The sequence below is a fragment of the Gardnerella sp. DNF00747 genome (assembly GCF_049262675.1).
GTDB lineage: Bacteria > Actinomycetota > Actinomycetes > Actinomycetales > Bifidobacteriaceae > Bifidobacterium > Bifidobacterium swidsinskii.
In genome coordinates this window covers 883,839-899,045 of the sequence record NZ_CP058394.1, presented here as the reverse complement: position 1 = coordinate 899,045, position 15,207 = coordinate 883,839, and the positions used below count along the sequence as shown (strand labels likewise).

Genomic DNA, 15,207 nt, shown 5'->3' with positions numbered 1-15,207 from the left:
AACATTACTACCCAATATGTGCAATTGGGGAAACAAGCTCAGTTCCAGAAGCGTCCCTACGCATATCTGGTTTAGGTAACTCAACATTGCTTCCGCCTTCCGTAACTGCTTGCAATGGATAGTATCCAACATATGCGTGTATCAACGTATCTTGACCTTTAAGGAATCTTTGCGAGCGCACGCCACCAGTTGCGCGACCTTTTGTTGGGTACATGTCAAATGGAGTAATCTTTGCAGAACCGTTTTCGGTTCCAGGAAGAGCTTCACTGTCTCCAGCAACGGTGAATACAACTGTTCCAGAAGCGGAGAATAAACCATTTTCACCTTCTTCGTAATGCCACTCTATTGATTTTTCTGGCACTACTGCGAAGGTTGCAACTTTAGCACCTTCTGCTAAACGAATGCCTGCCATTCCGCCTGCTGTGCGTCCTTGTGGTCTAACTTGTTTAGCGTCAAAGGTAAGTAATGAAGAATCACTACTAATGAACACGAGTCTGTCGTTGTCTTTTGCTGGAGCTGCGGCAATAACGGTGTCGTCGTCTTTTAAGTCAATTATGCTCCATGAATCCATGGTAGTTGGAGCTTCAAAATTCCATCTTTTAACTACACCGTTTCGTGTTCCAATTGCAAGTGGAGTAGCGTTTTGTGAGGCATCAAATGCTATTGCTGAAACTACGCGTTCTCCTCTTACTGGATCCGTGCTTTGCGTGGAAGTTAGCAGTTCTTGTGCTTTTACTCCGTGGTTGAGCAGCGCAGGTTTTCCTTCTTCATAGTTAAGTTGTGGCAAATCTGCAACATGAGCTAGAACTAGTCGACCAGATGAAGTAACAAGAGCACAAGTTGAACGCGTTGTTGTTGCAAACATTGTTTTACAAGGAGTGTTAAATACGTTGTTGTTGTGCGAATTCCAATGTTCTAACACTGCAATGCTTGTTCTGGCAATTAACCCTGAAGTGCTTAATGCTACTGCGCAAGGTTCGTCACTTAATTGCATTGCAACAGAAGATGCGTCAGCTTCTCCAGTTTTACGAGCTGCATTAGCTGCTGCAGCCAAATCTGCTTGAGTTGAAGTAATTTTATTTGCTGATTGAACGGCTTTAATCGCAATATCCTCACTGTTTTTATTTATGCTGGAGGCTACTGGAGTAAAACTACCATCTTCATTTTCGTCAAGCAAAATTGTTCTGCGTGGAGTATCCCATTGTTTAACTGCAGAATCCATATCTGCTATTACGACGTTGTCGAGTTTAGCTTCAGAACTTAATATTTGATTTAGCTCTTCAATTTTTTTGAGCAAATCGTCGCGTTCAGCTTCGAGCTCTATTCGGCTCATTTTAGTAAGTCTGCGAAGACGTAAGTCAAGAATATACTGTGCTTGAATTTCATCAAGATCGAATACTTTAATTAACTTAGTTTTTGCACTATCTGCATCTTCAGATGAACGAATGACCTGAATTACTTCATCAATATCAAGAAGTGCAAGAAGCAAGCCATCAACCAAATGTAAGCGTTCTTGAGCTTTTTTGCGCCTAAATTCGCTGCGTCTGCGTACCACGGTTCTGCGGTGAGAAATCCAAACGTCTAATAGCTCTCGCAAGCCCATTGTGTGAGGTCTACCGTCAACAAGTGCAACATTGTTAATAGTAAAGCTCTCTTGCAAAGGAGTGTGCTTAAAAAGTTGAGCAAGCACAGCGTTAGGATCAAAACCTGTCTTAATCTCAATAACAATACGAGTTCCGTTATGTCGATCTGTTAAATCAATAGCACCTGAAATACCGTCTAATTTTCTTGATTTAACTCCTTGAGAAATTCTTTCCAAAACGCGCTCTGGGCCAACCATAAACGGAAGTTCTGTAACAATAATAGCTTTTTTGCGAGCAGTAATATTTTCGATATGTGTTGTAGATCTTGTAGTGAATGCTCCGCGACCTGTTGCGTAAGCTTCGCGAATGCCACTTCGACCAATGATAATTCCTCCGCTAGGCCAGTCAGGTCCTGGAACTAGTTTCATAAGATCATCTAGGGTTGCATCAGGATGTTTCATAACATATTTTGCTGCAGCAACTACTTCGCCTAGATTATGCGTTGCCATATTTGTTGCCATGCCTACAGCAATTCCAGAAGCGCCATTTACTAAAAGATTTGGAATAGCTGCAGGAAGCACAGTAGGTTCTTTTAGTTTATTGTCGTAATTTGGTACAAAATCAACTGTGTCTTCGTTGATATCCGCGTTCATACCTAGTGATGCAGGAGCTAAACGCGCTTCGGTGTATCGAGAAGCTGCTGGACCGTCGTCAAGAGAGCCAAAATTACCGTGTCCGTCAACAAGCGGCAAGCGTAGGGAAAATGGTTGAGCTAGACGAACCATTGACTCATAGATTGCAGAATCACCGTGAGGATGAAGTTTACCCATTACTTCACCAACAACACGCGCTGATTTCATATAAGCATGATCAGGACTCAAATTCATATTGCCCATTTGATACACAATGCGTCGCTGCACTGGTTTCATTCCGTCTCGTGCGTCCGGTAAAGCTCGAGCATAAATAACTGAATAAGCATATTCCAAGAAGGATTTGCTCATTTCTTCGTTTAATGGTGTTTCAACAATATGCTCTTTAACTTTTCTTGGGTCGAAAGCTTGCTGTGTTGAGTGATGGCGTGAGGGCATATTTAGAACTCCTTGAATGACATTACGGCTATCAATCTTACCAATTTATATGCACAAACAGCATGTTTTTGCTGAATTTTTCAGCAATTTGACTAGTTATTTATATAAATATTTGTTATTCGCGTTTTGTTCAATGCAATATAAGTGGTTCAATAGTAAGTATGAGTGCTGAAATACCGTCTGAAAATGATCTTTTGCAATTTGTTGGTAATGTTAAGTACGGTGATTTTTCTAATTCCGCAGTTAATGAAAATTTTTCTTACGATTTTAATGAAAAAAATCTTGGTGGAGCGTTACATATATCTTCGGTTCTTCCAGCTTTAAGTGATGCAATAGATGCTCCTGTTAAAACAGCTATTCATAACGATCCACACGCTTTGCGAGAAAGTCTTGGTTTCCCTAAATCTAATTCTGCAATTGTAGTGTTAATAGATGGTTTAGGATACTGGAATATTCTTATGCGCAAAGGTCACGCTCCTTATTTACGATCCTTGCTTAACGAATCAATAAATCAACGACCAATTAGCACGTGCGTTCCAAGCACAACTGTTGCTGCAATGGCTACTTTTGGAACAGGCACATGTCCTGGTCTTACTTGCATGACCGGTTACACGCAAAAGAATTCTCAAACTGGTAAACTTGCGCAGCTTATTCAATTTAATGATGCGCCTGATCCGCTAGTTTTGCAGCAAGAGCCGACTATATTTGAAAGTTTAGTTTCTAATGGAGTCCGTGCAGATAGCGTGGGATTACCAAAGTTTGAAAATACTCCTCTTACCAAAGCTGCTTTTCGTGGAGCAAATTATATTACTGCTGGAACTCCTAGAGCTCGCATTCTTAAGGCTGCTAATAACAGTAAAACTCCAGGTTTAACTTATATGTATTTACGTGACGCTGATAAAACCGGTCATAATTATGGTTGGGATTCTCAGCAGTGGGTTTCTGTTTTTGAGCAAATTGACGAGCAGTTGCGTCTTTTGCGAGCAAATTGTGCTCCTGGAACATTAATTGTTATTACTGCAGATCATGGGATGATTAAATCCGATCCCAATAAGCGAATTGATATTGCTAAACATGATGAGCTGATAAAAGGCGTATCGATGGTTGGCGGTGAACCTCGTTCTGTAATGTTGTATGCTAACAGTGACGCAAATCCTGAAGATATTATTTACCGTTGGCGTGAATATTTTGGAACTAATGCAATTGTACGCAGTAAAAAACAAGCCATTGACGATGGTATTTTTGGTTTAGTAAACAACAGGGCAGAGGATGTTATTGGCGATGTTATTGTGCAAGCTTGTGGAGCTTACACAATTGTTGATTCTCGCATTCAATCTGATAAAGCTATGAGTTTACCTAGCGTTCATGGATCGATGACTCATATGGAAATGGATATTCCGTGCCTCATAGATTTAGTGTAAGCGATTTTTTGCTTCTATTATTGAGAATATTTTATAAATCGTAACTTAGCAAATAAAATGTGTGACACTCAAATTTTACTAAGAGTGTCACACATATTATTAATAAGCGAAAAATTTATTTTTAAACTTCTTATTTAGCTTTCGCCAAATAATATTTCATCCCAGCTTGGTACTGCTGCTCTTCCAGCTTTACGTTTATTGTGCTCAGAAGATGATTTTTCTTGGCCATTAGTATTAATTTCTTGATTATTTTTAGTAGAATTTTGATTACTTTCAGCAGCATTTTTTTGCAAATTCGTACTAACAATATCTGCTTTTTCAGCATTTTGAACTTTCGCAGCCAATGATTTTTGTGCTTCATTAGACGCATTGACGATTTTGCTATTCGTTTCGTTTCTATTAATAAATTCAGCATCTGGTTGTATTAGCGAAGTCTGCTGAGGATTATCTTCTTTAATAAATTGCGTATTTGTTTCAGTAGAACGCCTAGAATAGCCTTTTTCTAATACTTGCTGTATGTCAGAATTATTGTCCTGATTTTCGAAGGAAGATTGGGCTTGTGCATCTGCAAGTTTGTCACTGTTTCTAAGTTCCCATTGAGAAACAGCTCGTTCGATTCTGGCAGAACGAATAGAATTTCCTGGAAGCTCTTCAGTGTTGAATGGGAAATTAATGCTTACAGTGTCTCTATAAGCTCCACCATATGGAGATTGTTTAGAAGTATCCGCTGCATTAACATCTTCACCAAGCAATAATCTAGACGAAGGGTTCGCGCATGTAACAGAGTTGTCATGCATGTTCCATGTCCACTCAGCTTTAATAGTGCGAGTAGCAGTTTTGAAAGTAGCAGTAATTCGCCATGGCTCTAATCCTCTGCGCGTTGCTTTCCATTGCACTGTTTCCATGCCAATATGTGCTTTAGCTAATGTTCTTTCAATTAAATCTGCAATAGTGCGCATATTGCTTTGTTTAGGAGCAGGTACTAGAAGGAACTGCTCAATTGCATACTGCTTTTCGGTTTCAACGCCTGCAGAAAAACGCCTAACTTGTGCTTCACTAACATTGTATCTTTGCGCCACATGTGAAGGTGCAACTCCTGCGCGAATCAATGCCTGAATTTGCGAAATAGGCAATGTTGCATTAGATTGTATAGAATTTGTGCCAGCATCTGCTGAGTTATGTTCATCGCTGTTTTTACTCGTAATTTTATGTGAACCAGCGATGGCGCGTTCCAGCGTGTCGTCCACTTGAATACGTAACGGCGTGTTTTCACAAATGAAAATCAAATTACCGTCTGCGTCAATATGGTCGAAACTCGCCTCTTTTGGCGGATTTTCAAGCATTATGCACCACTTTCTTCGCTTTTAACAATACTATTTATATACTTTAGTCCATACACTGCATTCTTTACCATTTTATTTAAAATAAAAAATGTGTAATATACGGGGTAGCATTCGTGTATGCTATGCGCGTAAGTAGCTTTAAAAACGAAAGGACCATAATGGCACAGGATTATGATTCTCCTCGTAGCAAAGATGAGGACGAAGAGTCGTTGGAAGCTTTGAGTAAAGGTTCTCAAAATTCAAACAGCGATATTGACGATGATGAAAATGCTATTGCTGAAGACTACGAGTTGCCAGGTGCTGATTTAAGTAACGAAGATGCATCCGTAACTGTTATCCCTATGCAAGGCGATGAATTTATTTGTTCTGAATGCTTCTTAGTTAAGCATCGCAGCCAGTTAGCTGAAACTAATGCTGATGGTCAGCCTGTTTGCAAGGAGTGCGCAGCTTAAATGGCATATGACGAGACCTATACTGGCCCCGAACAGGTTGAGGTACTAATTAAGTATCTCGATGATGAAACATCTACATTACAGCCGCTTTGCTACGCGCATGCAGGTGATGCAGGTGCCGATTTAAGAACTACCCAAGATTTTACTTTGCGTCCTTTCCAGAGAGCGCTTGTTCCTACTGGAGTTGCTATAGCTTTACCTGCAGGTTATGTTGCTTTAGTGCATCCTCGTTCTGGTTTAGCAGCAAAACAGGGTGTGACTGTGCTAAATGCACCTGGAACAGTTGATGCCGGGTATCGTGGTGAAATTAAGGTTCCTCTTATTAATTTAGATCCTGAGAACACAGTGCAATTCCATAAAGGTGATCGTATCGCTCAAATGGTTATACAACGTTATGTAGAAGCACGATTTATTCCCGCATCTAAATTACCTGAATCTGATCGCTCTGATAAAGGTTTTGGCTCCACTGGCGTACAATAATCTTTTTATAAATATCCGACCGGTTTTTAAAACTGAGTCGGATTTATTGTATGTATTTTTTGTTTTGGTAGTGTATTGAGCGAATTGCAGGTAGGATAGTAAAAAGTACCAGGAGGTGCCAAATGGGTGAACTTCAAGAGGATATAAAAGGATCCAATAGGCTCGGATGTGAAATCAGCGAAGATTCTCAAAATCCATTATTGCCAATATTGAGCATGTGCAAATGGCATCATCCTAATGAGGATATGAGCATTCTTCATAGAGCTTATGATCGTGCTGTAAAGCAGCATACAGGTCAAAGACGCAAATCTGGTGAGCCATACATTATTCATCCTCTTGCTGTAGCTCAAATTCTTGCAGATCTTGGAATGGGACCAATTGTTGTTGCTTCAGGATTATTACACGACACTGTAGAAGATACAGATTACACGCTAGAAGAATGTCGAGCTGAATTTGGCGATACTGTAGCAGGTCTTGTAGATGGTGTTACAAAAATATCCAACATGGAATATGGCGAAAGTGCTCAAGCAGAAACTATTCGTAAGATGGTTGTTGCAATGAGCCGCGATGTGCGAGTGCTTGTAGTAAAGCTTGCGGATCGTTTGCATAATGCTCGTACTTGGAGGTATGTTAAGCCATCAAGTTCACATAAAAAAGCAAGAGAAACTCTTGACGTATATGCGCCTCTTGCTAACCGTTTAGGCATGAATGCAATTAAAACTGAACTTGAAGAGCTGAGTTTTAAAGTATTGTATCCAAAAATTTATAATGAAATTGTTGTTTTAGTTGCTCGTAGAGCAGGTCAGCGTGAAGTTTATTTACGACAAATTCTCGAAGAAATTAATGCAGATCTTGCAGAACAACATGTTAAAGCATCGGTAAAAGGTCGACCAAAAGATTATTTCTCTATTTACCAAAAGATGATCGTTCGAGGTCATGATTTTGCTAATATTTACGATTTAGTTGGTGTGAGAATAATAGTCGATTCTATTCGTGACTGTTATGCAGCATTAGGTGCAGTGCATGCTCGATGGAGCCCTGTTCCAGGACGTTTTAAGGATTACATTGCAACTCCAAAGTTGAATATGTATCAAAGCTTGCATACTACAGTTGTAGGCCCTGGTGGAAAGCCAGTAGAGATTCAAATACGCACATGGGATATGCATAGGCGTGCTGAATTCGGCATCGCAGCTCATTGGAAGTACAAAGCTAATGGTCAGGCTGGTCGCGCTTTAAGTAAGCCTGATAATGATGATTTAAAACGCGAAAATAATATTGATGACAAAAAAGAGCTTAGCGAAGCAGATAATCTTAAGTGGATTCAACAGCTTGCTGATTGGACTAGTGAGACTCCAGATTCAGATGAATTCTTAGGTTCATTAAAACAAGATCTTGGTGCTTCTGAAGTTTATGTTTTTACTCCAAAGGGGAGTATTGTTGCGCTTCCGCAGGATGCAACTCCTGTTGATTTTGCATATTCTGTGCATACTGAAGTTGGTCACCGCATGATGGGTGCGCGTGTAAATGGACGCTTGGTTCCTCTTGATACGAAACTTTCAAACGGTGACACTGTAGAGGTGCTTACTTCAAAGTCGGATACAGCTGGACCATCTCGCGATTGGCTGAGTTTTGTAAAATCTCCTCGTGCTCGAAATAAAATACGTCAATGGTTTAGCAAGGAACGCCGCTCTGAGGCGATTGAAGAGGGCAAGGATGAGCTAACTCGCGCTATGCGTAAACGTAACTTGCCTTTAACTACTTTGATGACGCAGCAGGCATTAATTGGCGTTGCTGATGAATTGAATTTGCCTACTAATGTTGAGTCTTTATATGCGGCTATTGGCGAAGGTCAAGTTTCTACACAGAATGTTATTTCGCGTTTAGTAAAAGATGCGGGCGCTGATGAAGTTGCAGAAGAAGTAGAACAAGAAGCATTGCCTTTACGCCATGTTGAGCGCAGCCATAAGTCTAACGGTGCTTTGGGAGTATCAGTTAAGGGTGTTGGAGACGTTTGGGTCAAGCTTGCAAAATGTTGCATGCCAGTTCCAGGAGATATGATTATTGGTTTTATAACACGAAACCAAGGTGTGTCTGTGCATAGGACTGACTGCCAGAACATGCTCGATTTGCAAAAAACTCAATCAGAGCGCGTTATTCCTGTTCAATGGACTAGCGATAAAGGCTTGTTCTTGGTTAAGGTCCAAGTTGAAGCATTGGATCGACAACATCTTCTTTCGGATGTTACTCGCGTTCTTTCAGATCATGGAGTAAATATTCTTTCCGGAACTATTGCTACAGGCGATGACCGTGTTGCAACAAGTCAATTTACCTTTGAAATGGCAGATCCTCAGCACTTAGCAACTCTACTTGCTGCTATCCGTAAAATTGAAGGCGTTTTTGACGTTTACCGCATTACGGGAGCAAAAGATAGCGCAGAGCCGCGTTTGCGAAAAATGGAACGAGGAAATCTATAAAAGATGGGCACCCCAGCTTTGGAGTGCCCATCTTTGTTTTTGCGCAAATAGTATTTGTTTAATGTAATAAATACGAAAAACGCTTAATTTCAGGCAGTAACAGCCTTCTTCAACAAGGAGCCAGCGGAAATACGTACACCGTAAGAAGCTGGAATCTTGATGGTTTCACCGGTACGCGGGTTGCGGCCAGTGCGCTCAGCACGCTTTACGCGTTCTGCGGAGAACAGACCAGTAAGCTTCAAACCTTCACCGGACTGTAAAGCCTCAACGAACACATCCTGGAATGCGTTGACGGCGGCTTCGGCCTGTGCCTTGGTCAGGTTGGACTTCTGTGCGATCTTAGAAACGAGATCAGACTTGTTGTATGCCATGCAGCATCCTTTGTGTCAGGGGACCTTCTCTTCAAAGGTCACGTTCATACTAGATATTAGTACATTTTCCCTACAAATGTAGCCATTTTTGCATTTTTTCTTAATATTTTTTATTTATTTTTTGCTGTTTTTTATTTAAAACGCACTTGCATAGAAACAGATACGATATTTGCTAATAAAAATACACAAATGTTTGTAAATCTCACTTATATAAGCTCATTATTGCTGAGCCACTTCATTGCAAACGCGCCTAACGGAATTCTCAACCAGTAGAACATAAGCCTATACAGAAGAGTGGCAGACAAAGCAACTGTTGGAGGAACACCTACAGATGTAAATGCGAAAGTAAGAGAAGCTTCAACAGCACCCAAGCCGCCTGGCGTAGGCACTGCCGATCCAGCAGCGTTAGCAAGTAAGAATAGTAAGATTGTTTCCCAAGGATTTGCGTAATATCCAAATGCAAGCAAAGAAATCCAATAACCCAATCCAATGCATGAAACAAGCACAATAGCACCAAAAGAGCCTGCAATAAGTTGCATAGGATGTGAAATAAGTTCCTTAATTTGATGGCCGTAATCAGATAATATTGGCAAATAATGCTTTCGAATTGCTTTACGAGCGGACGGAATAACCATTAAAACACAAACTATAAGTGTGATTATTCCAATGAAAGTAATGAGCATATGAGTAGGAATCATTCCAGAAAGCACATTTTTACCAGTGAAAACGCCTATAGAAAGTAATACTAAAGTTGTCATTAATGCTTGAATAAGCCATACTGCACTAGTAATTGCTGTAGCTTGAGCTGAAGTGTACCCGCTTTTCTTTAATAATTGCATATTTACAAATGCAGGACCAACACCAGCAGGCATAGAAACTGCTGTGAAACCAGTAGCTGCTTGAGATGCAAACAAAACATGTGCAGAAGGTTTTTGATCATCCATGAATGAGCCGAGAGTAATTGCAGATCCAATCCAAGCAAACATGCTGCAAGCAAAGCACATAAATACCATTACATTATCTGCGTGACGCAAGGCAGCAAATACTTCCTGAGGATGCCACTGTGTAGCAATAACAGCGACAGCAACAATCGAAAGAACCAAGCTAACAAAGAAACGTATATTGAAGCGCGCTAAACGCACAGTATCATAATCTTCTTCATCTGTGTGTAAAGCAACTATTTGACTTAACTTATTGCAAAGATTTTGGAAAACTTTTTTATTCCAAGATGGCAAAGATCTCGTGGAAGCAGGAATAGCAGCTTTCTGCATAAAAGGCAATAGTGCAGATAACTTTTCTGCACCCCATGTGTTAATAGCAGCTTTAAGAGCAGTGTCAATATCTGTGCAAGATGCAATAAGCGTTAAAAGCTGAACTTTATCAAGTGCAATATTTGTATCATCGCTGGCAACGTCGCCGTTTTGCCAACCTGCAATAACTGGTGTTCCGTCTTCAAGCCTAGCAATAGTTTCAGGAGTGATGCGTCTATGCGTAATACCGCGAGTGTTAGCAGCATCTACATAACGCATTAATTTTGCTGCATCATCAATAGTTAAAGTGTTCAAATTGCAAGGCAGTAGAGCGTTAGAAGCGTGAAAAACCATTATTGAAGATTTATCACTGTCGCTTACTCCATAAACATTCGCTGTTGGCAAATGCATATTTCGTAAAACAAGAAGCATAGAAAGGTGGTGATGAACAGAATGTCTAGCAGAACGATCTCTACGAGTTGGTATATCTACTAAACGCACCCACTGCCATAATTGATTTAAATAACCTGGTAAATGAACTTGATTATCTAATACTGAAATTACATAACGTATGCCGTGGATGTCTGTTGCATCATACAATCTTGAATTTTCAATTAAATCGTCATCAAGACTTGAACGAAGAACTCCAGTATGATCAGCTTGCTGAGTTCTACGAGTTAATTGAGTAAGATTATCTATGCCAATATTTTTTAAAGCAAGAACAATATCGTCACCCCAAGCACCCTTACTGCGTGTGCCTTTTGCGAAACGAATAAGCGTACCAATTGCTCTTCCTAAGCAACATGATACAAGAATAGCAGAGTAGGAATCCCAAGATGAAAATAGAAGTATTGCTGTAACAATGAATAAAGCATTCCAGCCCCACATTACATGCTTATATTCGCGTCTAGGACCACTAACTGTAAGAAAAGCAACCAGAACAGCATACATGTCTGGAAGCAAATCAGCCCAAGTGTTATTAGACCGCATTTGTAAAGATTCAATCAAAGCTATATTGTGTGTAGAAAATATCGCAATAGATAACAGCCATACTGAACCATAACTTATAAACAGCGTAATAACAGAAATAGCGGTATCAATCCAACGCCTGTCAGAAACCATGTGTGCAATAACTTCTGCAACAACAATAAGAGTAAGACCTTGCTGTATCAGAACAAATGAAAGATTATTAAAAGATAATCCTATAATTTGAGTAGCACTTCGTGCATCAATCTTCATAGCATCAGCCGTTGCTGATAAACACATTGACGACAACAAAGTAAAAACGCCAATTACAACTGATGATATTGCATACAACAAATCAGCCCAACTACGTACTAAGCTAGGCTGAGTATCTTCAATAACAAGATTTGGATTTATGCTAGATTGCATGGCTTTACCGTCTACTTAATCAATAAAGTCCACCAATTGTGAAGCAAATCCAGTGTAAGATTCTGGTGTCATTGCTTGCAAACGAGCTGCAGTATTGGCATCAAAGTTACGAGATTTAATGAATTCTTCTACGTCACTTTGTGAAATATGGTGACCACGCATTAATTCTTTTACTTGCTCATATGGTCGTTCCATACCAGGTACGCCAGCAATTTCTTCAGCACGCATTGCTGTTTGAATTGGCTCTCCAAGAACTTCCCAATTTTCGTCTAATTCTTTTGCCATAAATTCTTTATTAGGATGAATAGACTTCAAACCGCCTAAAAGATTATTCAAAGCAAGAAGAGCATAACCGAAAGCTGAGCCAACATTCCTTTGAGTAGTAGAATCTGTAAGATCACGCTGCCAGCGGCTTTCAGTAAGAGTTGCACATAATGTGTCAAACAGTGAGCAAGAAATCTCAAGATTAGCTTCAGCGTTCTCAAAACGAATAGGATTAACCTTATGAGGCATAGTAGAAGATCCTGTAGCTCCCTTCACAGGAACTTGCACAAAAATACCTCTAGAAATATACATCCATACGTCAACTGCAAGATTATGCAGAATATGGTTTATGTGACTTACAGTGCTATAAAGTTCAGCCTGCCAATCGTGGCTTTCAATTTGAGTCGTTAATGGATTCCATTGAAGACCCATTCTATTTTCAACAAACTCTTGAGATACGCTAATCCAATCAACTTCTGGGAAAGCAGCTAAATGAGCTCCAAAAGTTCCTGTAGCACCATTCAACTTTCCTAAATACTCTTGAGTATCAAGATGACGAAGTTGACGACGCAAACGATATGCAAACACTGCCAATTCCTTACCTAAAGTAGTTGGAGTAGCAGGCTGGCCATGAGTTAACGAAAGCATAGATAAATCTCTATATTCGTTAGCATTCTTAACTAAATAATCAACTATCGCTTCTAAATTCGGACGATAAACGTTTAAAACAGCTTGCTTTACGCAACGCGCAATAGAAAGATTATTAATATCTTCACTTGTGCATGAAAAATGTACTAAAGTTTTTAAATTTGAAAGCTCAGTAGCACGACCAAGCTTATTTTCTGCTTCGTCTAACGCATCGTCAATGTAGTATTCAACAGCTTTAACATCGTGATGAGTAATAGCCTCATGCGCAGCATGACGAGCAATTCCTTCAGCATCAAAATTTTCAGGAATAGAACGCAAATATGAGCATTCTTCATCAGTTAAAGGATTAACACCCTTAACAATTGGCTGGAATTGATTAGCTTCATAACCATTTGCGAGAAGAATCATCCACTCAACTTCTACACGCATGCGCTCGCGATTTAACGCAGGTTCGCTTAAATATTCAACGAGTGCGGATGTTTGATTATGATAACGCCCATCGAGAGGAGTCAGAGCTATTGCAGGAGAAATATCGGTAAGCTTCATAGTTTTAAGGTTACATCATGCTGCGAATTAGCTTAATTTTACTCAATAAGAATTTAATTATTTTATTTTTTCATTACTCCTTGCCACAATGTAGTACTTTGCAATTTGCCATTAATAGTATTCTGAAAATGTCGATCTTGCTCGCGCACACTTTTAGATCCGAGTTGAAGAGCATCTTCATAAGCTGCAGTATGGTAATGCAAATCATGAGTTAAAGTTCCTTCTTCTGGAACGTCATTAACGAATATTCCGTCATTATCGAATTTTTTAGTCGAATATTGTTTGCCAGAAAAACGCGTGACTCCAGGAGGTAAAGAACACTTAGATTCTTTAACATGAATTGCATGACCGTGAATAGTCACCCAATTATTTCTACGAGGATTCTCTTTGCCATCTAAAGAAGGCACAATCTCATCGTCCATCTCAATACTAGTAACCCAAGTTTTCTTAGGAATTGGATGATTTGCAATAGGAGATCCAGCAGTAACAACATGCTGTATGTTGTATTGCTTAGCGTAATCGCTTGCAATGCTTGCTGCAACAATACCTCCTTGAGAATGTCCTACTAAAGCAACAGGCTCGTTAGATTTAATTCCAGAACGTTTCATAGCTTCTACAACCATTCGAGTGCTATCAGCTTGTTTTCTAACTAAAGAACTATGACTCATTACTTCTGCGTTTTGTGCCCAACCAAAAGGAGAGTGTGCTTTACCGTCAGTTCCTGGAATTATTACTAACCATGACGAACTGCCATCGCTGCGCCTAAAACGTTGAATTGCAATAGTAGCAGCATCTGGATTAACAAGTGGTGGTCTAACGCCCAAATTTTCGCTTCCAAGTTCCGTTAAATTTTCTAAAGTTTCAAGCAGATTACGTCCAGGTCTAGCAAGAACAGATTCAGGTTTTCTCCACATCTCATTTACTTTAGTGAGAAGTAAATTATTACCTTGCTTTCGATCATTAATAGGCGCGCTTACGAAGCTAAGAGCACTAGAAATAAATGGAATAGCTTGTGATAAATATTTTTGAGCATTGGATAAAAAGTTTAGTGAGGTTTCACGCTCTTTTTTATTTATGGGGCCTTTCGCATTTCCGGCAATAAATATTGGCAAACTTGTAATAGGATTTAAAATAAGGTGCTGCGATAGACCTCGAATAATTCCTTGTTGTATATTCTTAGTTGCGTAGGACCATCTAGCAAGATTTTGGAAACCTGAATGATTTTTATTATCTTGATTAACGGCGAGACCTGCGGAGAATAAAACATGTAAAGCAAAAATAGGGTTTGCAAGAGCCAAGAAAGAAATTTTATTGTCTAACTCGTCTTTTGCACGAAATTCTGCATCTTCATACAAATTATTTGCTCTTGCAATAAGAAAAGCAAGATTTTCTAAATTTTGAGACATTAAATAACATTTATGAGCATATTCATGACATATGCTTTCAGTTAAAAATGATTGCGAAGAATCATGAATATATGCTCCTGATTCTTTTTGTATACCATAATTTTGACCGGCAATAACCATCGCTGCATTAAGCCATAAATTTTTTAGCGTAAGTAATTCTTTAGCAATATTATTGAGTTTTCTGGAAAAACTAATATACGCTTCTCTATCAGCAACGCTAAGCGTCATTCCACCTACAACAGAGGACTTAACTTTCCAAGACATACTATATTCCTCCGCGAATGTTATATAACGCATACGCTTGTGCAGAAATATTTTTCATACTATGACGAAAATGTTCGGCTGCAAGCCCTTGCCAATCTTCTAATTCAGTCGCTGCGGATTCTGCCATAACGCAGCGAACGCACTCTTGAGTGCGTTGTATAAGCCATTGCCATTCGTAATATGTGTGCATAATCGTTATTACACACGTTTATTAATGAAAAGTCA

General features: G+C 39.6%; 11 protein-coding genes. 4 read left to right on the top strand and 7 right to left on the bottom strand.

Annotation, left to right across the window (positions count from 1 at the left end; all coding sequences use genetic code 11):
- Positions 1-7 precede the first annotated feature (7 nt).
- Entirely contained in the window at positions 8-2,671 is a 2,664-nt protein-coding gene (locus tag HXT32_RS03475) for a DNA gyrase/topoisomerase IV subunit A (RefSeq protein WP_116773744.1), read from the bottom strand.
- A gap of 161 nt (positions 2,672-2,832) precedes the next feature.
- On the opposite strand from HXT32_RS03475, the gene HXT32_RS03470 reads away from it, so the two are divergent.
- A complete protein-coding gene (locus HXT32_RS03470; RefSeq protein ID WP_004111479.1) occupies positions 2,833-4,092 on the top strand; it encodes an alkaline phosphatase family protein in 1,260 nt (419 codons plus the stop codon).
- A gap of 134 nt (positions 4,093-4,226) precedes the next feature.
- On the opposite strand, the gene sepH is transcribed toward HXT32_RS03470, so the two are convergent.
- Positions 4,227-5,435: a septation protein SepH gene (sepH, locus tag HXT32_RS03465; RefSeq protein WP_422118895.1), complete on the bottom strand. Its 1,209-nt coding sequence runs from the start codon at positions 5,433-5,435 to the stop codon at positions 4,227-4,229.
- Between the two features lie 158 nt (positions 5,436-5,593).
- Between sepH and HXT32_RS03460 the strand changes: the two genes are divergently transcribed.
- From HXT32_RS03460 to HXT32_RS03450, 3 genes are all read left to right on the top strand, one after another.
- Entirely contained in the window at positions 5,594-5,887 is a 294-nt protein-coding gene (locus HXT32_RS03460; protein WP_004111484.1) for a DUF4193 domain-containing protein, read from the top strand.
- The gene (gene dut / locus HXT32_RS03455) at positions 5,888-6,367 is read left to right on the top strand and encodes a dUTP diphosphatase (protein ID WP_004111486.1); all 480 of its coding nucleotides are present in this window, start codon (positions 5,888-5,890) and stop codon (positions 6,365-6,367) included. It abuts the gene before it with no gap.
- Between the two features lie 122 nt (positions 6,368-6,489).
- Positions 6,490-8,841 (top strand): RelA/SpoT family protein, encoded by a 2,352-nt coding sequence (locus HXT32_RS03450; RefSeq protein ID WP_103014015.1) that lies wholly within the window; start codon positions 6,490-6,492, stop codon positions 8,839-8,841.
- 89 nt (positions 8,842-8,930) lie between these two features.
- Here HXT32_RS03450 and HXT32_RS03445 read toward each other — a convergent pair whose 3' ends face one another.
- The 5 genes from HXT32_RS03445 to HXT32_RS03425 form a co-directional block, all read right to left on the bottom strand.
- On the bottom strand, positions 8,931-9,212 hold the full coding sequence (locus tag HXT32_RS03445) for an HU family DNA-binding protein (protein WP_004119480.1): 282 nt from the start codon (positions 9,210-9,212) through the stop codon (positions 8,931-8,933).
- A gap of 206 nt (positions 9,213-9,418) precedes the next feature.
- On the bottom strand, positions 9,419-11,854 hold the full coding sequence (locus HXT32_RS03440) for a lysylphosphatidylglycerol synthase transmembrane domain-containing protein (RefSeq protein ID WP_004111489.1): 2,436 nt from the start codon (positions 11,852-11,854) through the stop codon (positions 9,419-9,421).
- A 15-nt stretch (positions 11,855-11,869) separates the two neighbouring features.
- Entirely contained in the window at positions 11,870-13,312 is a 1,443-nt protein-coding gene (purB, locus tag HXT32_RS03435) for an adenylosuccinate lyase (protein WP_004111491.1), read from the bottom strand.
- Between the two features lie 62 nt (positions 13,313-13,374).
- Complete coding sequence (locus HXT32_RS03430) at positions 13,375-14,982, bottom strand: hypothetical protein (RefSeq protein ID WP_004111495.1); 1,608 nt, start codon at positions 14,980-14,982, stop codon at positions 13,375-13,377.
- 1 nt (position 14,983) lies between these two features.
- The gene (locus HXT32_RS03425; protein WP_004111497.1) at positions 14,984-15,172 is read right to left on the bottom strand and encodes a hypothetical protein; all 189 of its coding nucleotides are present in this window, start codon (positions 15,170-15,172) and stop codon (positions 14,984-14,986) included.
- Positions 15,173-15,207 lie beyond the last annotated feature (35 nt).

What these genes read in the sequence shown, in the direction of transcription:
- HXT32_RS03475 (WP_116773744.1), bottom strand. Translation starts at nt 2,671, where the DNA reads ATGCCCTCACGCCATCACTCAACACAGCAAGCTTTCGACCCAAGAAAA.
- HXT32_RS03470 (WP_004111479.1), top strand. Translation starts at nt 2,833, where the DNA reads ATGAGTGCTGAAATACCGTCTGAAAATGATCTTTTGCAATTTGTTGGT.
- sepH (WP_422118895.1), bottom strand. Translation starts at nt 5,435, where the DNA reads ATGCTTGAAAATCCGCCAAAAGAGGCGAGTTTCGACCATATTGACGCA.
- HXT32_RS03460 (WP_004111484.1), top strand. Translation starts at nt 5,594, where the DNA reads ATGGCACAGGATTATGATTCTCCTCGTAGCAAAGATGAGGACGAAGAG.
- dut (WP_004111486.1), top strand. Translation starts at nt 5,888, where the DNA reads ATGGCATATGACGAGACCTATACTGGCCCCGAACAGGTTGAGGTACTA.
- HXT32_RS03450 (WP_103014015.1), top strand. Translation starts at nt 6,490, where the DNA reads ATGGGTGAACTTCAAGAGGATATAAAAGGATCCAATAGGCTCGGATGT.
- HXT32_RS03445 (WP_004119480.1), bottom strand. Translation starts at nt 9,212, where the DNA reads ATGGCATACAACAAGTCTGATCTCGTTTCTAAGATCGCACAGAAGTCC.
- HXT32_RS03440 (WP_004111489.1), bottom strand. Translation starts at nt 11,854, where the DNA reads ATGCAATCTAGCATAAATCCAAATCTTGTTATTGAAGATACTCAGCCT.
- purB (WP_004111491.1), bottom strand. Translation starts at nt 13,312, where the DNA reads ATGAAGCTTACCGATATTTCTCCTGCAATAGCTCTGACTCCTCTCGAT.
- HXT32_RS03430 (WP_004111495.1), bottom strand. Translation starts at nt 14,982, where the DNA reads ATGTCTTGGAAAGTTAAGTCCTCTGTTGTAGGTGGAATGACGCTTAGC.
- HXT32_RS03425 (WP_004111497.1), bottom strand. Translation starts at nt 15,172, where the DNA reads ATGCACACATATTACGAATGGCAATGGCTTATACAACGCACTCAAGAG.